19 protein-coding genes are annotated in these 23,967 nt (G+C 66.2%); 3 read left to right on the top strand and 16 right to left on the bottom strand.

What is annotated here, in order from left to right; all coding sequences use genetic code 11:
* Window positions 1-210: 210 nt before the first annotated feature.
* On the top strand, window positions 211-528 hold the full coding sequence (locus tag GVM20_RS03905) for a ribonuclease HI (RefSeq protein WP_234031832.1): 318 nt from the start codon (window positions 211-213) through the stop codon (window positions 526-528).
* Window positions 529-665: 137 nt separating this feature from the next.
* On the opposite strand, the gene GVM20_RS03900 is transcribed toward GVM20_RS03905, so the two are convergent.
* From GVM20_RS03900 to hisD, 12 genes are all read right to left on the bottom strand, one after another.
* Window positions 666-1,463, bottom strand: coding sequence for an alpha/beta fold hydrolase (locus tag GVM20_RS03900; protein WP_166545993.1), 798 nt, complete (start codon window positions 1,461-1,463; stop codon window positions 666-668).
* Between the two features lie 35 nt (window positions 1,464-1,498).
* Window positions 1,499-2,974, bottom strand: coding sequence for a WS/DGAT/MGAT family O-acyltransferase (locus tag GVM20_RS03895; protein ID WP_166545992.1), 1,476 nt, complete (start codon window positions 2,972-2,974; stop codon window positions 1,499-1,501).
* A gap of 127 nt (window positions 2,975-3,101) precedes the next feature.
* Complete coding sequence (locus tag GVM20_RS03890; RefSeq protein WP_166545991.1) at window positions 3,102-4,091, bottom strand: DUF2891 domain-containing protein; 990 nt, start codon at window positions 4,089-4,091, stop codon at window positions 3,102-3,104.
* Window positions 4,082-5,032 carry a DUF979 domain-containing protein gene (locus GVM20_RS03885; RefSeq protein ID WP_166545990.1) on the bottom strand — a complete coding sequence of 317 codons (951 nt, stop codon included), beginning with the start codon at window positions 5,030-5,032 and terminating at the stop codon, window positions 4,082-4,084. The genes GVM20_RS03890 and GVM20_RS03885 overlap by 10 nt, the downstream gene beginning before the upstream one ends.
* Window positions 5,029-5,700 (bottom strand): DUF969 domain-containing protein, encoded by a 672-nt coding sequence (locus GVM20_RS03880; protein WP_166545989.1) that lies wholly within the window; start codon window positions 5,698-5,700, stop codon window positions 5,029-5,031. Before GVM20_RS03880 ends, GVM20_RS03885 begins: the two co-directional genes overlap by 4 nt.
* Complete coding sequence (locus GVM20_RS03875; RefSeq protein WP_166545988.1) at window positions 5,697-9,266, bottom strand: hydantoinase B/oxoprolinase family protein; 3,570 nt, start codon at window positions 9,264-9,266, stop codon at window positions 5,697-5,699. The genes GVM20_RS03880 and GVM20_RS03875 overlap by 4 nt, the downstream gene beginning before the upstream one ends.
* 72 nt (window positions 9,267-9,338) lie before the next feature.
* Window positions 9,339-10,568: an MFS transporter gene (locus tag GVM20_RS03870; RefSeq protein WP_166545987.1), complete on the bottom strand. Its 1,230-nt coding sequence runs from the start codon at window positions 10,566-10,568 to the stop codon at window positions 9,339-9,341.
* Window positions 10,565-11,335, bottom strand: coding sequence for an HpcH/HpaI aldolase family protein (locus GVM20_RS03865; protein WP_166545986.1), 771 nt, complete (start codon window positions 11,333-11,335; stop codon window positions 10,565-10,567). The genes GVM20_RS03870 and GVM20_RS03865 overlap by 4 nt, the downstream gene beginning before the upstream one ends.
* 4 nt (window positions 11,336-11,339) lie before the next feature.
* A complete protein-coding gene (locus tag GVM20_RS03860; RefSeq protein WP_166545985.1) occupies window positions 11,340-12,494 on the bottom strand; it encodes a cobalamin-independent methionine synthase II family protein in 1,155 nt (384 codons plus the stop codon).
* Window positions 12,476-13,246: an alpha/beta fold hydrolase gene (locus GVM20_RS03855; RefSeq protein WP_166545984.1), complete on the bottom strand. Its 771-nt coding sequence runs from the start codon at window positions 13,244-13,246 to the stop codon at window positions 12,476-12,478. The genes GVM20_RS03860 and GVM20_RS03855 overlap by 19 nt, the downstream gene beginning before the upstream one ends.
* Entirely contained in the window at window positions 13,243-14,286 is a 1,044-nt protein-coding gene (locus GVM20_RS03850; protein ID WP_166545983.1) for a LacI family DNA-binding transcriptional regulator, read from the bottom strand. The genes GVM20_RS03855 and GVM20_RS03850 overlap by 4 nt, the downstream gene beginning before the upstream one ends.
* Window positions 14,264-15,553 (bottom strand): histidinol dehydrogenase, encoded by a 1,290-nt coding sequence (hisD, locus tag GVM20_RS03845; RefSeq protein ID WP_166545982.1) that lies wholly within the window; start codon window positions 15,551-15,553, stop codon window positions 14,264-14,266. Before hisD ends, GVM20_RS03850 begins: the two co-directional genes overlap by 23 nt.
* 255 nt (window positions 15,554-15,808) lie before the next feature.
* On the opposite strand from hisD, the gene GVM20_RS03840 reads away from it, so the two are divergent.
* Entirely contained in the window at window positions 15,809-18,451 is a 2,643-nt protein-coding gene (locus GVM20_RS03840; RefSeq protein WP_166545981.1) for a TonB-dependent receptor, read from the top strand.
* Between the two features lie 72 nt (window positions 18,452-18,523).
* Here the strand turns inward: GVM20_RS03840 and GVM20_RS03835 are convergent, their stop codons facing one another.
* The 4 genes from GVM20_RS03835 to GVM20_RS16505 are packed head-to-tail and all read right to left on the bottom strand — an operon-like array spanning window position 18,524 to window position 22,329.
* Window positions 18,524-19,582, bottom strand: coding sequence for an ester cyclase (locus GVM20_RS03835; protein ID WP_166545980.1), 1,059 nt, complete (start codon window positions 19,580-19,582; stop codon window positions 18,524-18,526).
* A 24-nt stretch (window positions 19,583-19,606) separates the two neighbouring features.
* Window positions 19,607-20,332: an SDR family NAD(P)-dependent oxidoreductase gene (locus tag GVM20_RS03830; RefSeq protein WP_166545979.1), complete on the bottom strand. Its 726-nt coding sequence runs from the start codon at window positions 20,330-20,332 to the stop codon at window positions 19,607-19,609.
* A gap of 3 nt (window positions 20,333-20,335) precedes the next feature.
* Complete coding sequence (locus GVM20_RS03825) at window positions 20,336-21,313, bottom strand: cupin domain-containing protein (RefSeq protein WP_166545978.1); 978 nt, start codon at window positions 21,311-21,313, stop codon at window positions 20,336-20,338.
* Window positions 21,310-22,329, bottom strand: coding sequence for an ester cyclase (locus GVM20_RS16505; protein ID WP_166545977.1), 1,020 nt, complete (start codon window positions 22,327-22,329; stop codon window positions 21,310-21,312). Before GVM20_RS16505 ends, GVM20_RS03825 begins: the two co-directional genes overlap by 4 nt.
* Before the next feature lie 228 nt (window positions 22,330-22,557).
* Between GVM20_RS16505 and GVM20_RS03815 the strand changes: the two genes are divergently transcribed.
* Window positions 22,558-23,928, top strand: a complete 1,371-nt coding sequence (locus GVM20_RS03815) for an L-serine ammonia-lyase (RefSeq protein ID WP_166545976.1) — start codon at window positions 22,558-22,560, stop codon at window positions 23,926-23,928.
* Window positions 23,929-23,967: the final 39 nt, after the last annotated feature.

Raw genomic sequence — 23,967 nt, 5'->3', positions numbered from 1 at the left:
TTTCCGCGACATCTCTCCCGCAATTCGCGGAATACCTTGAGGGATCTGGTCAATCAGATCCCTCTTTTTGTCTTGTTTATGGGTCGGCCAATGGCGCAGTTAGCCAGATGTCTCCGCATGGCGACGATGCCGGTCGGACCGGCAAGCATTTGACCCTTCAGCCCATCTCAGAAGGCTGCCACGAGGTAACGTCGCGTGTCCCAGCGCAGATTGCTCAAGATTTACTTCGACGGCGGCTGCCGACCCAATCCTGGCGCCATGGAGGCGGCCGTTGTCGCGCGCGGCGTAACCCACTTCTACGACGATTTGGGATACGGCACGAACAGTGACGCCGAATGGCTCGCCCTCCGGCTGGCCCTTCAACTCGCGCATTCCCTGGGCGAACCTGAATTTGATCTGGTTGGCGACTCGTTGGAAGTCATCCGGCAGGCAAGTGGTTTATTCCGGTGTCGTTCGATGGCAGCCGCGGACCACCGCGCCAGATATGAGGAATGCGCGGCTGCCGGGCGACCGAGACGTCTGATCTGAACCCCTCGTCAGCAAAATCTGGCAGGTATTGCCCTCGCGAAACGCAATACCCTGCGATGAGGCGTCTGGGACGGCGATGACGTCGCGAAAGCGTGGCAGAATTCTGCCGCTTTCAGCCTTCAGGCAGTCAGGATGGCCTAATCCAGGCTTGTCTTCGGAAACATCCATTGGACCGCCAGCGATGGCGCGAACGGGGTCCAGGCGTTTTCGGGCTGGGCGAGGCGATCGGCAATCGCGATCATCACGCTGGGGTTGACCCCGAGCCCGCAATGGCTGGCGTGGACTTCGATGTTCTCGCTCGGCGTGCGGGTGGGTTTCTGGACCGATCCGCGCCAGTGCACGATCCCGTCGGTCTTGGTGAGGATCGACGTGGTCGGCACCGGCGGCGCCTCATCAAGACGGCGAAAGCGCCCGCCACGCATCGGTTCGGGGTCCTTGCCGTTCAGGAGCTCGAACAATCGCGCGGCGCTGGTGTGATTGCGGTCATCGGAAATCGGGCTGCCGAGGCTGATCACCAGCCGCACGCGATCAGGGTGCAACTTGGCAAGCTCGCGCGCCAGCACCCCGCCAAGGCTCCACCCGACCAGAGACACCTTGCGCCCGCTGTCGTCATTCAGCCGCTTGAGCTGGTTCTCCAGCCGCGTGATCAGCGCATTGTCGACCCGGACATTGCGCCCGCTGTCCCAGCCGTGGGCGTCATAGCCCAGCCCCTTGAGCAGGCGCCGCATCGGCACGGTCGAGGAATTGGACGCCATGAAGCCCGGCAGAACCTGCACCGCGTGCCCATCCCCCTTGGGCAGGTGCGACAGGAGCGGGCGGGTCATGTAGAAGGCACCGAGCTCGAACACGGCGCGGCCTTCGATGAAGGTCCAGATCCGGCTCGGCGGGCGCGGCCGAGGGGCGAATTGTGCGCCGGCCGATGCTGTTGCGGTCATAGTGTTTTCCTTCGCTGTTCGGGACTTTCGGCCAGTCATGCCCGCTTGGCCTTGCCTGCGGCGCGCTTGCGCTTGGCGGGGGCTGCTTCCGGTTTCGGAGCGGCTTTCGCTTGCTGTGTAGCAGCCAGCAGCTCGGCAAAACTATCCTCGATGCATTTCACGTAAAAATCGGGATCGGGCAGCAGCTCGCGGTCAGCAGTGAAGGCGATGGTCGCCTCGTCGCAATAGGATTGCACCACATGACCGAGGCCGAGACCGTCGGTGAGGCACAGCAGGCCCATCATGCTTTCGAGCCGCGCGCCGGCAAAGTGGATCGGCACTGGCGGGCCGGGCACATTGGTCACCACCGTGGTGAACGGCGGCGCCACGCCGCGATTGGCGAGGCCGAGGCGGGTATAAAGCTGCGCGCCCAGCGCCATGAACAGAGCGGGCGAGACCTTGCTCATCTCGGTCATGTTGCGCGCGCCGATGGCGTCCGACATCGCCTTGGAGTTGGCGGTCTGCGAGAAGACGAAGGCGAGGCGCTCAGCCGGGTCTGCGATATGCGTGCCGAGCGGCGCGATCATCGCGGCGACCTGATTGCCCATATCGCCCTTTTCGCCGCCCGAACGGACCGAGATCGGGGCCATCGCGGTCAGGGTCTTCTTGGGCAGATCGTCCTTGGCGAGCAGATATTTGCGCATCGCCCCGCCGATGATCGCGAGGAACACGTCATTGACCTTCGCGCCTTCGGCCAGCGCGCGGATCGCCTTGATATCGGCGAGCTTGAAGCTGCGCCCCTCGACCACCCGGTGTGGGCTGATCTTGCGGTTGAAGCGTGACTTGGGGGCGAGCATGTCGGCGCTGACGGTGAAGTCCTTGACCACCAGTCCCTTGATCGCCTTGGCCAGCCCCGGCGCGGCCTTGGCGGCGACCTCCAGCTGCTTCCATGGGTTGGTGACGGCGTTGAAGTAGCTTTTGCCGAGCAGTTCGATGGGGTTCGGGATGCGCTCGGGCTTCCAGGTATCGGCCTTGTTGGGGGGCGGATCGCCGGGGCGCAGGGTGTGGAGCGCCTCCATCAGATCGATCCCGCTCATCCCGTCAATCGCGGCATGGTGGACCTTGGTCACCATCGCGAAACTGCCGGGCGTGACGCCGGGGACATTGTCGAGCCCCTCGATCACGGTGAATTCCCACGGCGGCCGGTCGAGATCGAGCGGCCGGGCAAAAATCCGCGCGGCCTGGATGCACAGCTGCCGCCAGTCGCCGGGCCTCGGCAGCGCAACATGGCGTACGTGATATTCGAGATCGAAGTCCGGGTCCTCGACCCAGTAGGGGTAATCGAGATCGAACGGCACCCGCACCAGCCGCTGGCGCATCGTGCGGCTCAGCTGCGCACGCGCGCCGATGAATTGCAGGATATCCTTGAAGCGCACGAAGCTGCCGGGCGCGGTCTCCGGATTGTAGACCAGGATCGAACCGATATGCATCGGCGAATTGCGCGTTTCCAGCGCGACGAAGGACGCATCCATCCCCTGCAATTGTCGCAAGGCCCTCTCCCCCTGTTGCCCCCTTATGGCGGGGCTTGTGAGAGAGAGGCTAACAGACGGCAGGCAGCGGTCAACTTGCCGCCCCCGTTAAGACCTTCCGCTACGGGCGTCACCCACCGGGCAGCAGCGCGAGCAAGGCAAAGCTCGCGAGCCAGTGTTCGCCCATGTAGTCGCCCTCGACATGGGGGAGCGCGGCGGCAAGGTGCTGGTCGGCCAGCTGATGGAGCGCCGCGCGCTCCGCCTCTCCCCCCAGCCGAGCGGCAATCGCCGTGAGGCACCAGGCGCGGCTGAGGTTGAGCCCGTCGAGATGCGCGATCTTGCCGTCGCTTCGGTCGGAGACAGTGACCGGGCGGCATTCGCGCGCCAGCCAGCCATTGGTGACCACCAGCGCGTCGAACCACGGAGCAAAGGCGAGATGCGGGCGGACTTCCGCCATCAGCAGCGCGGCGGTGAGGACGGGGGAGAGGAATTCGTCACCCCCCGGCTCCCACCCCGCATAATCGCGGCGATGGCCGAAGGCGCGCTCCGCCCAGTCGTCAATCAGCATGACCAGTTCGGGATCGCGCCCGGTCGCCCAACGCCGCGCAAGCACCAGCGCGAAGGCGGTGTTGAAGTGCGTGCCGACGGTGATCGGATAGGTGAGAATGGCGAGATAATCGCGAAACCGTGCTGCAATAGCGCGCGCCAAAGGCTCAAGCCGCGCGCCCCAATGGTGGCCCTCATGCCGCGCGGCTTCATGATGGAGATATATCAGCCAGCCCCAGCCATAGGGGCGCTCGAACCCGCGCGATGCCGGACGGTCCAGATAGGCAAGTTCCGCCGCCAGTTTCTCCGCGGTGAAAGTAGTGTCTGCCAACGCCTCGATGGCAGTAGCCTCGGGCATATCGGGATAAAGCCGCCGCACAGTCAGCAGCGTCCACCACCCGTGGACGCAGGAATGCCAGTCGAAGCTGCCGAAGAACACCGGATGGGCCGCTTGCGGCAGGCGCAGGTCGTCCGGCCCGGTGAAGACATGATCGTCCTTGTAAGGGAAGGCCCGCGCCACATGGCCCAGCGCCACGCGGGCGAAACGGCGGGCGGTGTCCTCGGTCAGCGCCACAGCCAGAACGCCCCCACATAGATGATCACGATATTGCACAGGAGCAGCGGCACGGCGGTGCCGACCTGCTGGCGGATGACGGCGTTCTGGTCCTTCAGTTCGAGCAGCGCGGCGGGCACGATGTTGAAGTTCGCCGCCATAGGTGTGAGCAGCGTGCCGCAGAACCCGGCCAGCATCCCCACCGCGCCGATCACCGCCGGGTTGCCGCCATATTGCCCGATCAGCAGCGGAATGCCGATCGCGGCGGCCATGACCGGGAAGGCGGCAAAGGCGTTGCCCATGATCATGGTGAAGCCCGCCATGCCGAGCGCAAAGACCACCACGGTCAGGAACACGCTGCCCTCAGGAATGATGCCGCCCGCGATCCCGCCAATGATCTCGCCCACCCCGGCGAGCGCGAACACCGCGCCGAGCGCTGCTAGCATCTGCGGCAGGATCGCCGCCCAGCCGATGGAATCGAGCAGCCGTCGGCCTTCCTCAGCCGGGGCCATGAGCGGCGGTCGCAGCCACACCATCGCTCCCACCAACGCGGCGACGACGCCGATACCGAACAGGATCAGCGTCTCGCGCCGCGCCTCGAACACCCCGGTCTCACCCAGCGGGGTGTAGTTGTAGAGCAGCGTGCCTGCGACCGCCGTCAGCGGCACCACCAGCGCAGGAAGAAACAGCCGGTTGCCAAGTCGCGCGGCATGAGCCTCGCGTTCCTGCGGCGAGGTGGTCGGCGGATCGCTGCGCTTGAGGCCGCCGAGCCCGGCAATGGCCACGAGCGCCAGCACCAGCACGCCGTTGGCAAGATCGGAGAGATGGCTGCCGAGCAAGAAGCTCGCAGAAAGCAGCGCCCAGAAGGCGGCATTGCCCCAGCGCCCGTCCTTGGCGGAAAGCGCCGCCCACACCGCAAAACCCGCGCCTGCCAGCACATAGAGCCACTCGTAAGTGATCACCTCGCCGCCCTCCCCAACCGCCGGTCAAAGGCGAGGATGCGGCCCGCGTGGATCACGAAGGCGCAAATTGCGGTGGGGATCGCCCAGACCGAGAGTTGCAAGGGCGTCAGCGGATAGCCCGCCGCCTCGAACACGCCCTGGATCAGCAGGATCGAGGCAATCGCGAAGAAGATGTCCTCGCCGAAGAACAGCCCGACATTGTCGGTCGCGGCGGCCATGGCTTTCACCTCGTCGCGGGCGTCTTCGGTGAGGTCGCCGTGGGTCTTGACCGCCGCCGCCTCGGCCATCGGCGCGACCAGCGGGCGCACCGCCTGCGGGTGCCCGCCGATGTCCTTCATGCCCAATGCCGAAGCGAGCTGGCGGAAGGCGAGGTAGGCCACCAGCAGCTTGCCCATGGTCGCCCCGCGCATCCCCTCGATCACCGCGCGGGCGCGTTGCTGCAACCCGTAGCGTTCGAGCAACCCGATCACTGGCAGGATGATCCACGTGACCGAGATATAGCGGTTGTCGTTGAAGGCCTTGCCCAGCGCCTCGACAACCGCGACGGGATCGAGCCCCGCCAGCACGCCGGTTGCGAGCGCGGCGCTGACCACCACCAGCAGCGGGTTGAAGCGCAGCGCAAAGCCCAGAACGACGATGGCGATGCCCGCCAGCGGCCAGTAGTTCATTCCTCTGCCCCTCCAAAGCCGCCGCCACCGGGCGTCAGGATCACGAAACTGTCGCCCGGCTGCATTTCCGCCGAGCCGGTGGCACCGAGACTTTCGATGCTGCCGTCAGCGCGCTCGACCCAGTTCTGTCCGGGGAGCGCATCGCCTCCGCCCGCCAGCCCGCGCGGTGCGACCTTGCGGCGGTTGGCCAGCATGTTGGCGCGCATCGGCTCAAGGAAGGTCAGACGCCGCACCACCCCGTCGCCGCCGCGATGCCGCCCTGCCCCGCCCGACCCACGCCGGATCGCGAATTCCTCTAGCCGCACCGGCAGCCGCGTTTCGAGGATTTCGGGATCGGTCAGGCGCGAATTGGTCATGTGGGTCTGCACCGCACTGGTGCCGGGATGGTCCGGCCCCGCGCCCGAACCGCCGCAGATCGTCTCGTAATACTGGTGCGCTTCGTTGCCGAAGGTGAAGTTGTTCATCGTCCCCTGGCTCGGCGCGAGGCGGCCCGTGGCGGCGAACAGCGCGTCGGTGACCACTTGGCTGGTCTCGACATTCCCCGCCACCACCGCCGCACCCGGGCGCGGGTTCAGCATCGAGCCTTCGGGCACGATCAGCGTCACCGGGCGCAGGCACCCGTCATTCATCGGGATCGCGTCGTCGATCAGCGTGCGGAGCACATAGAGCGCGGCGGCGCGGGTGATGGAGCGCGGGGCGTTGAAGTTATCGGGGAGCTGCGCGCTCGTCCCGGTGAAGTCGAACACGGCTGATCGCGCCGCGCGGTCGATGCGGATCGCGACCTTCACCACCGCGCCATTGTCCATCGGATAGGCGAACGCCCCGTCCTCAAGCCCGCCCAGCAAGCGGCGCACGCTTTCCTCGGCATTGCCGAGGACGTGGTCCATGTAAGCGGCCAGCACATCGGCCCCATGCTCGCGCGCCGCAGCCGCCAGCAATTCGGCCCCGCGCGTGCAGGCCGCAAGCTGCGCGCGCAGATCGGAGAGGTTGCGGTCCGGGTTGCGTGCGGGATATTCCGCTGCGGCCAGAATGCGGCGCAGTTCGGCCTCCTGAAAGCGGCCTGCGTCCACCATCAGCAGATTGTCGATCAGCACGCCCTCTTCGGCGATGGTGCGGCTTTCGGGCGGCATGGAGCCGGGCGCGATGCCGCCGATGTCCGCATGGTGGCCTCGCGCGGCGACGAAGGCGTCAGGTTCCGCCCCGTCCTCGCAGTAGAACACCGGCACGATCACCGTGATGTCAGGCAGGTGCGTGCCGCCGCGATAGGGATCGTTGAGCACATAGGCATCCCCGCGCTGGAACCCGCGACCATCCCGCGCTGCGCCTCGGGCCTCGATCACCCGCGCGATGGAATCGCCCATGCTCCCCAGATGCACCGGGATATGCGGCGCATTGGCGATCAGCGCGCCCCCAGCGTCGAATAGCGCGCAGGAGAAATCGAGCCGTTCCTTGATGTTCACCGAGGTCGCGGTCGATTGCAGCACCACGCCCATTTCCTCGGCGATCGCCATGAAGAGGTTGTTGAAGATTTCGAGCCGCACCGGATCGGCCGCAGTCCCGGCGGCGCGGGTGCGGGTGAGCGGGACGCTGCGGGTGAGGATCAGGCTGCCCTCGTGCGCCAGCTGCGCCTGCCAGCCCTCCTCCACCACTGTGGTCGAACCGGGGTCGATGATCAGCAGCGGGCCTTGCGCGACCTCGCCTGCCGCCAAGGCGGTGCGGGCCATGACCGGCCAGTCTCCGGGCCGCAGCGGCGCTGTGGCGGCGGTGGTTTCGGGGATGCCGGAAGCAGCGGCCAGCCCGCCCGCCTGCCCCAGCGCCTCGACACTCAGCGCCTCGACGATGATCGTGCCATCCGCGTCGGAATAGCCGAAGCGCTGGCGGTGGAGCTGGCGGAAGGCGGCATCCATCTGCGCAGGGGCCTCGCAGGGGATTGCGAGCAGGCTGTCGCTCCCGGCAAAGCGCAGGCGTGCGCGGGGCTCCGTGATTATCGCCGCGGCGGCGATACCCTGATCCAGCAGCGCGTGCCGTGCCTCTGCCTCAAGCGCGGCCAGTTCCTCCGCAAAGCTCTCGCCCAAGGGCCGCATCAGGCTGATCTCGCGGATCGCTTTCACCGGCGCCAGACCGATCCCATAGGCTGACAGCATCCCGGCGAGCGGGTGGACCAGCACCGTCTCCATCCCCAACGCGTCAGCCACGCGGCAGGCATGCTGCCCGCCCGCCCCGCCGAAGCAGGCGAGTGCATAGGTCGTCACATCATGCCCGCGCGCGACCGAGATCTTGCGGATCGCGCCAGCCATGTTGTGAACCGCGATGGCGAGGAAACCCTCGGCAATAGCCTCCGGCGAAGTGGGTTCGGGCAGCGTGGCGGCGACCTCCTCCAGCCTTGAGCGGGCGGCCTCAGGGTCGAGCGGTTCATCGCCGCCCGGGCCGAACACCGCGGGGAAAAAGGCGGGGTCGATCCGCCCGAGGAACAGGTTGCAGTCAGTGACCGTCAGCGGCCCGCCCTTGCGGTAGCAGGCAGGGCCGGGGTCTGCGCCCGCGCTCTCGGGGCCGACGCGGAAGCGCGCGCCATCAAAGCGGCAGATCGAACCGCCACCGGCCGCGACCGTATGGATCTGCATCATCGGCGCGGCCACCCTGACGCCCGCGACCACGCTGTCGCCGGTCAGCTCCACCTCGCCCGCGTAATGCGCGACATCGGTGCTGGTGCCGCCCATGTCGAAGCCGATCAGCCGCGTATGGCCGATTGGCGCACAGGCCGCGACCATTCCGACCACGCCGCCCGCCGGGCCGGACAGGATCGCATCCTTCCCCCGAAATGCGCCAACCTCGGCAAGCCCGCCGTTCGATTGCATGAACCGGAGCGCCCCAGCCGCAGGCAGGCTCGCCGCCAGCGCATCGGTGTAGCGCCGCAGCACGGGCGAGAGATAGGCATCGACCACCGTAGTATCTCCGCGCGGGATCAGCCGGATCAGCGGTGCGACCTCGTGGCTGACGCTGACCTGCGCAAAGCCGATTGCGCGAGCAATCTCAGCCAGCCGGGCCTCGTGCGCACGGTGCTGCCAGCCGTGCATCAGCACAATGGCGATCGCATCGAAGCCCTCCGCGCGCAGTTGTGCGAAGGATGCGCGCGCCGCCGCTTCGTCCAGCGGGCGCAGCACGGTGCCATCGACCGCCACGCGCTCGTCGATCTCCACGACCTTGGCGGGGAGCTGCTCGGGCAGCACGATGTGGCGCGCGAAGATGTGGGGCCGCGCCTGCGTGCCGATCCGCAGCGCGTCGGCAAAGCCCTTCGTGATCGCCAGCGCCAGCCGCTCGCCCTTTCGCTCCAGCAGCGCGTTGGTGGCGACCGTGGTGCCGATCCGAAGCTCGGCAATCGCCGCCTCGCCATAACGCGCCATCAACCGCCGCACCGCCTCGCTCGCGGCGTCGGCATAGTGGCCCGGATTTTCCGACAGCAGCTTTGCGGTCACCAGCCGCCCATCGGGCGTGGTGGCAACCACATCGGTAAAGGTGCCGCCACGATCAACGGCGAAGCGCCATGCTGGGGGTTGTGCCAGATTCATGCATCGCTGTGTTGTCCAGCGCTCACGACAAAGCAACTGCGGCGAAGGATTGTGCAGCCCGGCGTGAGGCCGCTAGGTGACCGATCGGCCTGCCGTCTCCGGCAGAACCAGCCAGATCCACGCCGCGAGCAGGAAGCTGACCGAGGCCAACGCCATGACCGGTCCAAGCCCGAAGGCCTCGGCCAGCGGGGCGGTGATGAGCGGCGCGGTCATGCTGATCACGCGGCCCCAATTGTAGATCGAGGCGGCGGTCGAGCGCAGGTGCGGCGGGTAAAGCTCCGACAGCCACGGCCCCCAGATCGCCGAGGCGCTGAGCATCACGCCATAGGCAAAGCCCAGCATCTCCAGCAGCGTGAGTGGCAGCGGCACGAAGAGGTAAACCGGGATGATGGCGGCAGCGAGCACAAAGCCCGCCGCGCCGCTGCGCCGCCCGAGCCGGTCACTGATCCAGCCCCAGATGAGCCCGCCCAGCGCCGCGCCGATGAATTGCCAGCCCAGCACATCGCCAATCACGGTGTCGGGGATGCCGCGTTCGGTCTTGAGATAGGTGCTCGCCCAGCCGGTGAATGCTTGATAGGCAAAGAAATTGAGGCCCGACATGGTCGCCAGCAGCAGTGTCTGGCGGGCGACGCCGGGGCGGAACAGCTCGGCAATGGGGAGCTTCGAAGCGGCGGTCGTGCTTGCGCCGACAGGGCCGCCGAAGGGGAGCAGCTTGCGGTCGTCCGGCACCACCACGAAGGCGAACAACGCCAGAGCGACCGGCACCGCGCCTGCCCACAGCAGCACCTTCCAGTCGGCCCCCGCCCGGAACGCCGCCGCCGAAAGGAAACCGAGCGCCGAGACCGCAACATTGTAGGTGCCCAGCACAAAACCGGCGATCAGCCCGCGCATACTCGCCGGAAACAGGCCCGAATAGATGCCGACCGCAATCGGATACATCGCGCCCATGAAAAAGCCCATCAGCACCCGCTGCCCGACCAGCGTGGCAAAATCGGCCACCACCAGACCCGACAGCAGCATCCCGCCATATCCGATCATCGCAATCACCAGCGCGTTGCGCCGGCCGATGATGTCGGCAACCTGCCCCATGACGACGGCGCCGATGATCGCGCCGATCGCCTGCACCGTGTAGAGCGATCCCGACTGGGTCAGGGTGAGACCCAGATCCTCCTTGATATAGGGCCGCAGAATATCGACGGTGTTCCACGACCAGGCGTAGAAGAAATAGCCGATCAGGAGGAACACCAGCGCGGCGATCCGGCGCGATTGGCTGAGATCCTCGGCGCGTTGCACCACGGTCATGGCGCGAAGCCTGCCGTGCGGGCGAGATTCGCTGCACCTTCGCGCATGAAGCCGTGATCCGATCCCAGCAGGAACAGGCTCGCCCCTTGCGCTTGCCAGTGCGGGACATCGGCAGGCCGGGGCGTGAACATCCCGCAGGCGCGATTTGCGGCACGGCAAGCGGCAAGAATGTGCTCCACAGCCGCGATCACCTTGGGATCGTCGGGCGAGGTGCAGCCGAGCGCAATGGTGAGGTCGATGCGCCCGATGAACAGCGCATCGATGCCGGGGACGGCGGCGATGGCGTCGATGGCATCCAGCGCTTCGAGATCCTCGATCTGGGCGATCACGACGCTGCGCGCGGCGCTGGCGGCAAGGTGATCGGGGATGGTCCGCGTGCCATAGCCAGCCGCGCGGCTCGATCCGGCATAGCCGCGCCGGGCGGGACCGCCGCCGGGGCCATAGTGTACGCTCGCCGCCACCGCCTCGGCCTCCTCGGCCGAGCGGATATGCGGCACCAGCACGCCGTCCGCCCCGCAATCGAGCGCGTTGAGGATTTCGTGCGCGGCGGCGGAGGCGGGGCGCATCAGCACCGGCATTCCGCCCGCCCGCGCGGCCAGAATGCAGGCATCGAGATCGCGGCGGTCAAACGGCGCGTGTTCGGCATCGAGGCACAGGCAATCGAGTCCTGTCCCCGTCAGCACCTCGACCACATGCGGGTGCGGGGTCTTGATGAAGGTGCCCAGCAAAGGCGCGCCGCTGGCGAGGCGGGATTTGAAGCTGTCCATCCGCTTACGCCGCCACGCCGCGCCACAGCCGCTCGCTCGCCAGCGCCGCGCCTTCGGCCAGGGTCTTGAGCTTGGCCCAGACGATGGTGGGATCGACCACGCCGAAGCCTGCGAAGGTCGAAAAGCCGCAGTCCGTCCCTGCGATTACCCGCTCGCGCCCGATGATGTTGGCATAGCGCTCGATCCGCTCGGCGACGACGCGGGGGTGTTCGATGAAGTTGGTGGTGCTGTCGATCACGCCGGGGATAAGGATTTTGTCCTCGGGGATGAGGGCGGCCATTTCGGCGAAATAGGTCCAGTCGGCCTGATGGCGCGGGTTGCTGGTTTCGAACAGCAGACCTGCGGGCTTGGCCTGCATCAGGGTGGGCAGGATCACCCCCATTTCGACATCGCAGCAATGCGGGCCTTCGTAATTGCCCCAGCACACATGCATCCGCACGCGGTCTGCGGGCACATTGCGCAGGGCGTGGTTCAGCGCCTCCACATGGCCGCCGATGAGGCGCAGATATTCCGCGTCCGAGCGATCCTTGTACATCATGTGTCGCCCGAGCCCGAGGTCGGGGCTGTCGAGTTGCAGCAACAGACCCGCTGCGACGATGGCCTCATATTCGGGCCGCATCGCCTCGGCCAATGCCTCAAGATAGGCGTCTTGCGTGGGGTAGTGCTCGTTCGGCTGGAACAGCGCGATCACGCCGGGCGAAGCGCTGTTCATGAAGCCGCCGACGGGCTGGTGCGCTGCCATAGCGGCGGCCATGTGAGCGAGGTCAGCCTCCAGCGGCTCCATCGATTTGACCGTGATTGGCCCCACGCATTTGGGGCGGCGATAGGTGGGCGTGCCGCCGCCCTTGGCCTGCCGTTCGAGGAAGCTCGGGAACATCTCCAAGTCCTTGGGCGGCGTGCGCGGGCTGTCGCCATCAAAGCCGGTGATGCGGTCCTTGATGTAGGTGGCATAGCTGATCTTCGACATCTCGCCGTCCGAAACGAGGTCGATCCCTGCCGCGACCTGCCGCGCCACCACCTCGTCCACCGCCGCACCGATCACCGCATCGAACTGCGCAAGGTCGACGGCCTCACCACGTTCCTGCGCGAAGACGAGGTCGGTGACGTCAGCCGATCGCGGGAGCGAGCCGACATGCGTGGTCAGGATACGGTCGGACATGGCGCGGGGCGTTCCTCTGATGGGGCTGCGGTCAGCGTGGCAAGCCACGGCTTGAGCTTGTGGGCGAGCGCCAGGGGCGCTTCGAGCGGGACCATGTGGCCGGCTGGTTCGATATGCAGTTGGGCATCGGGTATCAGCCCTTGCCAGCGGTGATGCCATGCGGGCGGGCACAGCGCGTCTTCGCTGCCGCCCATCAGGAACACCGGGCAGGTGATCCGGGTCAGGGCTGCGACCCGATCAGCCCGCAGCCGCAACGCCTCGCTCTGGCGGATGAAGACGTCCGATCCCAGGGTCATCCCCATGTCGTAGAGCAGTCGTAGCAGGGTCGTGTCCGTGCGGTTGGCGGGCGCGAGGTAGTTGGGCTTGAGCTCCTCGGTCAGCACCCGCTCCAGCCCGCCGCCGCGCACTTCCGCCTGCTGGACGGGACGATGCGCCGCGCGCTCCGGAAGATCGGCGGTGGCGTTGTACCCGATCAGGGCGAGGCCCGCGATCCGCTCGGGGGCTTGGACCGCCATCTCCACCGCAACAATCGCACCCATCGAAAAGCCGACAGGGACGAGCGGCCCGTCAGTCGCCGCCAGCGCCCGGGCGGCCATGGCGGCGATGGTGTCGTCCTGCGTGGTATCGGCATCCGCCGCCGCACGCCCCGTCGCCGCAGCAAGCGCTGTGCGGATCGCCCCGTCAGCCCCGTCCCACAGCCGCGCATCGCACATGTTGCCGGGGATCAGCAGCGGGAGCGGCGCGACTGTCATCCCAACCGCGCCGAGCGGCCGGGCAGCAATTCTCCGCCGAACAAGCGCTGTTCGGGGATCATGCCGGGCTGCTCGATCCGTTCGATCAGCATGTCGACCGCCGCCTGCGCCATGCGCCGCACCGGCTGGCGAATGGTGGTGAGCTGGTATCCACCCCAGGTTGCCGGACCGACGCCGTCGAAGCCGACGATCGAGATCTGGCCGGGGATTGCTAGATCATAGGTGCTGCGCGCGCAATCGATCGCGCCCATCGCCATCGCGTCATTGGTGGCGATCACCGCGTCGAGTGTCCCGCCCGCTTGCTCCATCAGTGCCCGCAGACCCTCTTCGCCCGAGCGATAATCGAACCCGCCGCGATACAGGAACGGTTCGATCCCTGCCGCTGCCAGATGCCGCCGCGCGGATTCGAGGCGTTCCTCGCCGACATAGCTGTCTTCCGGCCCGGCGATGATGCCGAACCGCTGGTGCCCGGCAGCAAGCAGTCCCTTGATGAGCTCGCGCGTTCCCGCCGCACTGTCGCAGGCGACGCTGGCGGCAGGCTCGGCCTCGCCGACGCGGTTGTAGAGGATGATCGGGATGCCGCGATCATTGAACTGGCGGATCTGATCGTCCTTAAGCCGCGCGGCGATGATCGCGCCGTCAACCCGGTAGGGCCAGATAAGGCCCAGCATCTCGTCGATGTCAGATTCGGAGGCGAGGCTGAACAACAGCACACGGTGCCCGACGGCGGAGAGACGCTGGGTCAGCTCGGCCAGCACTTCGGGGTAATAGAGGTTGGTGAGGTTGGAGATTACCACCGCCACCAGATTGGTGCGCCGGGTGATGAGCCCGCGCGCGAAGGCGTTGGGCTGATAGCCCAATTGCTTGGCCGCGCGCATGATCTTCTCGCGGGTCTTGGGCGCGATGGATGCGCCCTTGCGGAACGCACGGCTGACCGCCGATTGCGATACTCCGGCCAGCTCGGCGACATCATAGGACGTTGCGCCCGAGCCGCCTGGCCCACCTCCCGGCACAGCCTCAGACAGCTTCTTCTTTGGCATATCGTCTCACCCGGATGTCGGCCTGTTCCTTGTGCCCGGCAAAGCCTTCGATGGCGCACAGGCGCGAACAATATTCCCCCACCATCGCGCTCGCCGCGTCGGTCAGCACGCGTTGATAGGTACACGTCTTGATGAACTTGCCAACCCACAGGCCCCCGGTGAAGCGGGCATTGCCGCGCGTGGGCAGGGTGTGGTTGGTGCCGATCACCTTGTCGCCGTAAGACACGTTGGTCCGCTCACCGAGGAACAGCGCGCCGTAATTGGTCATGTGCTGGAGGAAGTAATCGGGATCGCGGGTCATCACCTGCACATGTTCGGACGCGATCTGGTCGGCGATTTCGACCATTTCCTCATAGCTGTCGGCGACGATCACCTGCCCGTAATCGGCCCAGGCCTTGGCAGCGATCGGCGCGGTGGGGAGGATGGTGAGCTGACGCTCGATTTCGGCCATGGTTTCGCGGGCGAGGGTCTCGGAATTGGTGAGCAGCACCGCCGGAGAATTGGGCCCGTGTTCGGCCTGCCCCAGCAGGTCGGCGGCGCAGAGTTCGCCATCAACGGTGTCATCAGCGATCACTAGCGTCTCGGTCGGTCCGGCGAGCAGATCGATCCCGATCTTGCCGAACAGCTGGCGCTTGGCTTCGGCGACATAGGCATTGCCCGGGCCGACGATCATGTCGACCGGCGCGATGGTCTCTGTGCCAAGCGCCATGGCGGCCACCGCCTGCACCCCGCCGACGCAATAGATCTCGTCCGCGCCCGCCATGTGCATGGCCACGACAATCGCGGGGTTGGGCTTGCCCTGATACGGCGGAGCGACCGAAACGATGCGCTTCACGCCCGCAACCTTGGCGGTGACCACGCTCATATGCGCCGAAGCGACCAGCGGATATTTGCCGCCGGGGACATAGCAGCCGACCGAATTGACCGGAATGTTGCGATGGCCCAGCACCACGCCGGGCAGCGTTTCGACCTCGACATCCTTCAGGGCGTCGCGCTGGATCTGGGCGAAATTGCGCACCTGCGCCTGCGCGAAGCGGATATCCTCGATCACCTGCGGGGCCAGTTCGGCATAGGCGGCCTCGATGTCGGCATCGGACAGGCGGAAGTCGGCAGGGTTCCAATTGTCGAACTTGGCCGACCAGTCGCGCATCGCGTCATCGCCCCGCGCCTTGATGTCAGCAATGATCACCTCGACCGTTGCGCGGACCTGCGTATCGGCTTCGGCGGCAGCATCTTCGGTGATGCCGGTCTTGAGGTATCGTGCCACGTCACTCTCTCCCACACGCAGGGCGCCGGGCCGCTGCGATTTCACGCGATGGTATAAGGATGTGACTTCGGATGCAATAAGGTCACGACATCAAAAGGTGCGATTTTCGTTCACTAAGGCAGGGTTTGCATGGCATTTCTGCAACAATGCGAAATTGATGTACGTCAACTTCCCCAGCCGTGTACGATTCATGTTGCATCCGAAGTCAAAAATGGCATTTCTGGAGTCTGCACCGCAATTTCAGGGGGAAACCACATGGCCGGTCAGTTCAAATCCGCCTTTGCCGTCGGCGTCAGCATCATCGCGATGGGAGTCGCGTTGCCGGCTCATGCGCAGGATAGCGGCGCTGGCGCGGAACCCGCTGCAGATACGGGCGGCATCAACGAAATCATCGTCACTTCGCAACGCCGCGAAGAGAACCTGCAGGATGTGCCGATTTCGGTCTCGGCCTTCACCGCGGATCAGGTGCTGGCACGCGGCATCACCGATGTGGGCCGCCTGGAAGGGATTGTCCCCGGCTTCACGTTCGGCCGTTCGGGCCAGGACGCGCGCCCCTCTATCCGCGGGGTCCGCACCGAAAACGTCGGCGTGAACGGCGACACCACGATCGGCTTCTTCATTGACGGGGTCTACCAGTCACGCGCCACGCAGGCGACCGCCGGCTTTGTCGATGTGGAGCGGGTGGAAGTCCAGCGCGGGCCGCAGGGCACGCTGTACGGGCGCAACACCTTCGGCGGCAACATTGCCATCTCCACGGCCCAGCCCGTGCTCGGCGAAATGCTCGGCGGGCTGGATGTCACGGTGGGCGAATATGGCCGCTTCCGCACGGATGCCTTCGTCAACCTGCCGGTCAGCGATACGCTCGCCGTCCGCGTCGCCGGTTCGCTGGAAAAGTCCGACGGGTGGGTGAAAAACGTCAATCCGCTTGGCAACAATCTGTTCGACGATGACAGCAAATATCTGCGCGCCACCGTGCTGTGGGAGCCGAACGACCAGTTCTCCGCCGCGATCAAGCTCGATTACTCGACCCGCGGCGGCGCAGGCGGTTCGGCCTTCGGCTACAAGATTATCGGCAGCTACTTCGATGTCGGCTCGCGCCAGCAGCTGTACAACGGCACGCCGGTGCTCAATCTCAACACCCGCGGCGGGAACCGGGACGGGGTGAATGATGCGCTGCCGGGCGGAACTGCGACCAGCGACCTCGGCGTGCCGGTGTTCGCGCCGGGTGACGGCTACACGATCGACACCGATCAGAAGACGATCCTTGATCTGGAAAACAAGGCGATCACCGCCAATCTCGCCTATGACTTCGGCGGCATCACGCTGCGGTCGATCACCGGCTACACCGATTTCGGTGCGATCCGGACGCAGGATTCCGACTTCTCCGGCAACCAGATCGCGATCGACTATCAGGACACCCGCGCCGAGACCTTCAGCCAGGAAATCCAGCTGCTTTCGAGCGACACGACCAGCCGGCTCGATTGGGTGGTGGGCGCCTACTACTTCCATGACGAGCTGACCGGCGTCTTCATCAACCAGCAGCTGCCGCGCATCATCCGCAATGTGACGCCCAACCTCACCCTGCCGCAAAACGGCGGCGGGTTCTTCGATGAACAGCGCGCCACGACCGAAAGCCTCGCCTTCTACGGGCAGGCAACCTACGAGGTGGTCGACAATCTGCGGGTCACGGCCGGGATCCGCTGGACCGAGGACACCAAGGATTTCGCCTTCGCCAACGCCAACGCGGTGCTGCCTACCGCGGGCACGCCGCCGGTGCCGCAGGGGACGCAGATCACGCTCAACACCGGGCCGATCCCGGACAGCGCCTTCGGGGCGCAGGGTGCTGCCACCAATTGCACCTACACCTCCTTCCCGCCGCCGCGCCCGGGCTTCCAGTGCCTTGCCGCCAACACCACCGTGCTGACCGGGGCGACCTACGATACGGCCAAGTTCGACAAGGTGACGTGGCGGCTCGCGGTCGATTACGATGTGACGCCCGACAACCTGCTCTATGCCAGCGTTTCGACCGGCTTCCGGTCAGGCGGATTCAACTCGGGCCAGGGGCCGGCGGCGTTGCAGCCAACCTTCGATCCGGAAGAGGTGACGGCGTACGAAATCGGCTCGAAGAACCGCTTCTTTGACAACACCGTGCAGCTCAACCTTGCCGCCTTCTACAACCGTTACAGTGGCTTGCAGGAACAGCGGCAAGTGCCGCAGGGTGGCACCACGCTGTCGATCATCGAAAACAGCGGCCGCGCCCGTGCCTACGGGGCCGAGGCTGAGCTGCTCTGGCGCCCGGTCACGGGGCTCGAGATCGGCGCTAACGTGGCCTATCTCAACGCAAAGTACACTGAATATGATCAAGTGCCCGCCCCGTTCGGCACCAGCATTCTGGTCACTGACGCGACGCAAACCGCGCCGACCATCGTCAACGGCGTGCAGATCGCAGCCGCAGGCCAGCGCCGGGTGTTTGCGCCGGGTTATGACTGCGGGCTGATCCCCGGCACGGGCGGCACCGGCCAGCCTGCTGCGGCCTTCGGCTGTGATATCAGCGGCAATTCGATCCCGCACTCGCCCGATTGGACCGGCGCGGTGTTCGCCGGGTACGATATCGACCTCGGCTCGCTCGGCACCCTGACGCCGTTTGCGATCATGACCTTCTCGTCCAGCTTCTTCGGCCAGCCGTTCAACTCGGTGCTCGAACAGCAACCGTCGTTCCAGAAGGTCGATCTGCGGCTGACCTATGCGCCGACCGACTTCATTTCGATCCAGGCCTTCGTGAACAACGTCACCGACGAACGGACCATCAACCGCTTCGTATGGGGCGGCGGTGGAGCGCTTCAGGCGAGCTTTGCACCCCCGCGCCAGTGGGGCGCGCTGCTCAGTATCCGGTTCTGAGCGAAAGCCACCCCATCAGGGTCGCAAGAGGGGCGGGGTCACTCCCGCCCCTTTTTTGTCGACCCAAGGCGATCAACCGGCCGAGTGGCCGGCAATCTGCCGCAGCACGGCGACATCGTCCCAGATGGTGACTTCCTCACGGACGCGGTCACCGATCACCCGGAAGTGGCTCACCGCCATGATCAGCAGAGGCGCGCCGGTGGGGGTGCCATAGCGCCCCTCGCCCTCGTGCCAGCCCACTAGCGACCAGCGCACCGCGACATCGCGCGCTTCGCCCAGATAGGGCACTTCGGCGATATGCTCGATCCTGAGCCGCGCACGGGGGCCAAAGGCGGCGCGGATCGGAGCGCCAAATTCGGCCATCTGATCGGGGCCGTACAGGAACCGCCCGCCCGGCACCCAGGCATTCAGCCGGAAATCGGAGAGCGCGCGCGCCTTCCCATCATCTCCCTCCTGCCAGACAGCGCGAAGCAACCCCACCGCGACCTGCGCCGCATCAGACTGCGGCACGGCGTCGGGCGCGGCGAGCGCCGCGGCATGATAGGGCGCCAGCACTGCAACCAGCGAGCGCCCACGCGCCGCATCCGCCGCCGCCTGCCGCTCCGCCACGGCCTGCGGATCGAAGCCGAGCTGCTCCACCAGCGCCAGATTGTCGCGCACCAGCCATTCTTCGACGATGCGGTTTTCCCGGCACAGGCAATCGGCGATGGTGCGCACCAGCACCCGCTTGCCGGTGGCAGGGCCAAAATCACTGTCCCCAAGGTTGGTCATCTTGGACGTGATGAGATGCGAGGAGAGGAAGCTGCCCTCCCCCTCATCCGACCAGATCACGTTGTCACCGTCGAGCCGCCGGTCAGGAAAGGCGGCGAGCGTCGCCCGGGTGTTGTCGACCACCGTCTGCGCGCCAGTGATCGGCCCGGCCAGCGTATGGATCGCGCAGTCTTCCGAATACCATTGCAGGCACAGATCAACGTCACGGTCGTGCCAGATGCGTTCGGTGATGCGGATAATGTAGTGCGGGAAATCGACGAATTCGTCAGCGAAGCCCGGCAGCGCCATACGTCGCTCCGAGCCGGGCGCCATCATCGCCGTGATATCGGTCGTGGCCACTCGCATGACAGGTTCGGGCATTGTCGGGCTCCTGCGGGATCGGGTCTATTGCGCGGTCCAGCCGCCGTCGATCACCAGGCTATGCCCGGTGATCATCGCCGCCGCTGGCGACGCGAGATAGACGACGGCGGCCGCAATGTGATCGGGCGTGGCAAGTTCGCCCATCGGGATCATCCGGTCAACGAAGGCAGCAAAGGCGGGATCAGCGAAGAAGCTCTCCGTCAGCGGCGTTTTCACGAAGGTCGGCGCGATGCAGTTGACCCGGATGCCAGCGGGCGCGAGTTCCACGGCCATCGCCTTGGACAGCCCTTCGAGCGCGTGCTTGGTCATGCAATAGACCGTCCGGCCCGGCGATCCGACATGGCCCATCTGGCTGGTCATGTGAATGATGCTCGCCCCGCGCTCCATCTTTCGCGCCGCCGCGCGGGCGATGCGGAAAGCGCTGCGGACATTGAGGTCGAGCATCAGATCGAGCGCCTCGTCCGTGACCTCGACAAAGGGCTGCGGGCGATTGGTCCCGGCATTGTTGACGAGGAGATCGAAGGCAGGCGCTGCGGCAATGCGGGCGAGCACTTCCTCGCCGGTGACGTCATAGGGCCAGGGTTCGAACGCATCACCGAGTTCCGCGCTCAGGCTGCCCAATTCGGTCGAGGGGCGGGCAATGCCGGTCACATGGGCGCCCTCGCCCACCAGCGCATGACAGATTGCGCGGCCCAGACCCTTGCTCGCCCCGGTCACCAGCGCGCGTTTTCCTGCGAGCACTCCGGTCATGGCTCAGACCGGTTCGGGCACGGGGAGCGTATCGCCGCCGCGCACCTGCACCACGCGCGCCTCTGCCGCACCGCGATTGCTGATGGCCCGCGGCGCGCCTTGCGGGATGGTGATGGTATCGCCCGGGCCGCAGGTGGTCGCTTCGTCGCCGATGGTGACGACGACATTGCCGTCCTGCACGAACCACACATCGGCCACCGAGAGTCGGTGCGGAGCAATCGCGGCGCGCGGGGCGATGGCGACTTCGGCGACGGTGAAACCATGCGGCCAATCGATCGGCGCAGCGCCGATCAGCAACCGCTCGGCAACGCCCGGCGTGTCAGCATGCAACGCTGTGGGTCGCGCCATGGCGGCCGGAATGACGCATTGCGCGAGCGCGGCGGAATCCACCTGCGCGAGCGCTGCGACCTGCTGCGCCGTGGTCTCGGGCATGGGCCGCGCATGGGGCGGCATGGTCTCACCCTTGGCGGTATCGACAAGCGTGCCGTCTTCCAGCAGCACCAGCCCGTAATCGCGCGCCATGTCGAACACATAGGGCGCCCACATCACATGCCCGGCATCATCGCCGCCCAGCACCGCCCACAGGAAGCCGGTGTCCTCACCGACATTCTCGAACCCGCGGAACAGGCGCGTGGGGATCGAGATCAGATCGCCCGGCCCCATGAACACTTCCCCATCCGTCCCGCGCTCGCCGGTCATGAAGCGCCAGCGGCCCGAGTGGACGTAGAACACCTCCACCGTCTCGTGGCTGTGCTGTGAATTGAGGCAACGCGGCGGCTGGCGCGCGCCGCCGATGTTGAAGCCGTGGGGTTCGCTGATGTGGACGTGTTGGTTCGGGTTCTCGGCAACACCGGGGCCGATGATGGTGAAGTTTTCTTTCTGATCCGATCCGGGCGAACGGGTGTCGATGAAGGCATCGCGGCAGGGCACCAGATCGCCGTAGCGCACGATCCTGCGTTCGATGGGAGCGGGGCCGGTCATAGCGACGTCCGCGGGTTGCCACGCAGATGGGCGATCCTGCCGAACACATCGTAGCCCATCTGAAGCAACAGGTGGGTGATATCGAGCGGCACCCAGTTTTCGGCGATAAGGCCATTTTCACAGCGATAGAAGTCCATCACCCGCATCCCCACCGGGCGGCCCGTTGCCGGCATGCCGAGCCAGCCATCGCCGGTGTGGGTGGCAGTCACACTCGGCCAACCCCCGGTGACGACAAACGCGCCATCGCCGATCCGCCCGACATGCTGCCCGCCGCGCCGGTCCGGGAAGGCAGTCAGGAAGGGGATCTGGTGGACCGTGCGAAACCCGTCGAGCCCGAGACTGGTGCCAATCCCGGCGGGACCATACCAGGCAAAGTCCGGCGTCCAGTACGGCGCAAGATCCATCGAATCGAGCGTGTGTCCGTCAAAGGTCCCCAGCGCTGCATGCATGGCGAGCACGAGGTCAAAGCTCGCACGCCCCGCCTCGGCATCGCAGGGGCTCAACGCGCGGGCATTGCCGCCCGGTGCGGGCCACATGCCCTCCGCGCCGAGGCTGGGCGCCAGCGGCCAGATGCCTGCCTGCCGGATCAGATCGAGCATATCGGGCAGCATCCAGCTTTCGGCAATCCGCCCGCCCTCGATCCGATGGATCTCGCCAAAGCGCAGCCACACCGGCTTGTGGTTCGCCGGGATGCCCGCGAGGTCTTGCGTGAACGTGCCGCGGTAATGCCCCATCACCGCCACCATCACCGCGCCTGCGAACTCGCCCGCAACGACAATCGCATGGGTACGGCTGCAGTGATGGAACGCGTGCTTGAGCGGGGCGAAGAAGCTTGCGATCCCGGCGTCGAGCCCATCGAGGTCATTGAACGGGTGCGCGATGTGGAAACGGCAATCAGGCGCGAAGATCTCGGCCGCTACTGCAGCCAGATCAGCCGCCTCGCACGCCGCGAGCCGGGCGAGCCCGGCATCAACCTTGCGCTTGGCCGCGTCGCAATCCACGCTCTGAAATGCCACGGAACTTTCTCCTCCAGTCACCGCGATAAAGGGCTATTTTGCATTCGCAGTCAATCAAAAACCGGTGGCCTGGCGATTTTGCGTGTGAGGTGCACAGGGCTGGACAAGCCTTCAAATTGCGACGTTCAATCGATGACTTGAGGCGCGCAGCCGAAGCGCCTATCTTCAGCTCGCCGCGCCGTTTTCCCGGCCAAGTATTGCATTCGCATTCAAAACCGGACCTGCCCCATGCTCTCCATCCTCAACCTGTTCCGCATCGGCATTGGTCCATCAAGCTCGCACACCGTGGGGCCGATGCGGATCGCCCGGCGCTTTGTCGTCGCTTTGGCTGAAGCGCGCAAGCTAGGCGAAGTGCGCCGCGTGGCCATCGAATTGCAAGGCTCGTTGGCGCTGACCGGGGTCGGCCATGGCTCGGTCGATGCCTGTGTGCTGGGGCTGATGGGGTGGGAGCCGGACGCGGTCGATCCTGATGCCGTGCCCACGTTGCTGGCATCGGCGGGTTCGGGGCAAATCAGCCTGGTGGGGCGACATCCGATCGCCTTCGCAATATCCCGCGACATCACGCTCGCCTGCGACATCGTCCCCGCACTCCACCCCAACGGGATGCGGCTGCGCGCCTACGGAGAGGGTGAGGCTGAAATCGCGGACGAGACATGGTATTCCACTGGCGGCGGCTTCATCGCCTCGGCGCGGCAATTGTCGGCCAGCAGCGCCGACGATCTTGTCACAAGCCCGGTGCGCACCGCCCATCCCTATGCCTCCGGCGCAGAACTGCTGGCGCTGTGCGAGAGCCACGGGCTGGACATCGCGGCTCTGGTGCTTGCCAACGAAAGTGCGTGGCGGAGCGAGGGTGAGACCCTCGCCGGGATTGACCGGCTGGTGGACGCGATGATTGCCTGTATCGAACGCGGCCTGGCCCACGACGGCATTCTCCCCGGCGGCCTTCAGGTGCGCCGCCGCGCCCCGGAACTGTGGCGCAAGCTGATCGCCAGCCCCACCAACGAGACCGAGGTGCTGCTCGACCGGCTCAACCTCTTTGCGATGGCGGTGAACGAGGAGAACGCTGCAGGGGGCCGGGTGGTTACCGCCCCCACCAATGGCGCGGCGGGGATCATCCCGGCCGTGCTGCGGCAATATTGCCACGAGGGACCGCAGGCCCGCGAACAGGCGCGGCGGTTCCTGCTGACCGCGGGCGGCATCGGCCTGCTCTACAAGCAGCGTGCTTCGATCTCGGGAGCGGAGATGGGCTGTCAGGGCGAGGTCGGGGTGGCCTGTTCGATGGCAGCGGCTGGCCTTGCCGCGGTGTGGGGCGGCACGCCGCAGCAAGTCGCCGCCGCGGCAGAGATCGGGATGGAGCACAATCTCGGACTCACCTGCGATCCGGTTGGCGGGTTGGTGCAGATTCCCTGCATCGAGCGCAATGCGATTGGCGCAGTGAAGGCGGTCAATGCGGCGCGCCTCGCGCTGCACAGCCATGAAGTGCCCAAGGTCTCGCTCGATCAGGTAATCGAGACGATGCGCCAGACCGGGATCGACATGTCCTCCAAGTACAAGGAGACCAGCCTCGGCGGGCTGGCTGTGAACGTGGCGGCTTGCTGACCTGCCGTCGCCAAGCCGTGCGGCGATTGCAAGAGCTGG

Source organism: Porphyrobacter sp. SLTP, assembly GCF_009905735.1.
Taxonomy (GTDB): Bacteria; Pseudomonadota; Alphaproteobacteria; order Sphingomonadales; family Sphingomonadaceae; genus Erythrobacter.
Note: the sequence above shows the minus strand (reverse complement) of the source record. Positions and strands in the feature narration are given on the sequence as shown.

Bases quoted from the DNA above. Each gene is read 5' to 3' on its own strand.
- GVM20_RS03900 (WP_166545993.1), bottom strand. From the start codon at position 1,463: ATGACCGCAACAGCATCGGCCGGCGCACAATTCGCCCCTCGGCCGCGC.
- GVM20_RS03895 (WP_166545992.1), bottom strand. From the start codon at position 2,974: ATGGATGCGTCCTTCGTCGCGCTGGAAACGCGCAATTCGCCGATGCAT.
- GVM20_RS03880 (WP_166545989.1), bottom strand. From the start codon at position 5,700: ATGAACTACTGGCCGCTGGCGGGCATCGCCATCGTCGTTCTGGGCTTT.
- GVM20_RS03875 (WP_166545988.1), bottom strand. From the start codon at position 9,266: ATGAATCTGGCACAACCCCCAGCATGGCGCTTCGCCGTTGATCGTGGC.
- GVM20_RS03870 (WP_166545987.1), bottom strand. From the start codon at position 10,568: ATGACCGTGGTGCAACGCGCCGAGGATCTCAGCCAATCGCGCCGGATC.
- GVM20_RS03865 (WP_166545986.1), bottom strand. From the start codon at position 11,335: ATGGACAGCTTCAAATCCCGCCTCGCCAGCGGCGCGCCTTTGCTGGGC.
- GVM20_RS03860 (WP_166545985.1), bottom strand. From the start codon at position 12,494: ATGTCCGACCGTATCCTGACCACGCATGTCGGCTCGCTCCCGCGATCG.
- GVM20_RS03855 (WP_166545984.1), bottom strand. From the start codon at position 13,246: ATGACAGTCGCGCCGCTCCCGCTGCTGATCCCCGGCAACATGTGCGAT.
- GVM20_RS03850 (WP_166545983.1), bottom strand. From the start codon at position 14,286: ATGCCAAAGAAGAAGCTGTCTGAGGCTGTGCCGGGAGGTGGGCCAGGC.
- GVM20_RS03840 (WP_166545981.1), top strand. From the start codon at position 15,809: ATGGCCGGTCAGTTCAAATCCGCCTTTGCCGTCGGCGTCAGCATCATC.
- GVM20_RS03835 (WP_166545980.1), bottom strand. From the start codon at position 19,582: ATGCCCGAACCTGTCATGCGAGTGGCCACGACCGATATCACGGCGATG.
- GVM20_RS03830 (WP_166545979.1), bottom strand. From the start codon at position 20,332: ATGACCGGAGTGCTCGCAGGAAAACGCGCGCTGGTGACCGGGGCGAGC.
- GVM20_RS03825 (WP_166545978.1), bottom strand. From the start codon at position 21,313: ATGACCGGCCCCGCTCCCATCGAACGCAGGATCGTGCGCTACGGCGAT.
- GVM20_RS03815 (WP_166545976.1), top strand. From the start codon at position 22,558: ATGCTCTCCATCCTCAACCTGTTCCGCATCGGCATTGGTCCATCAAGC.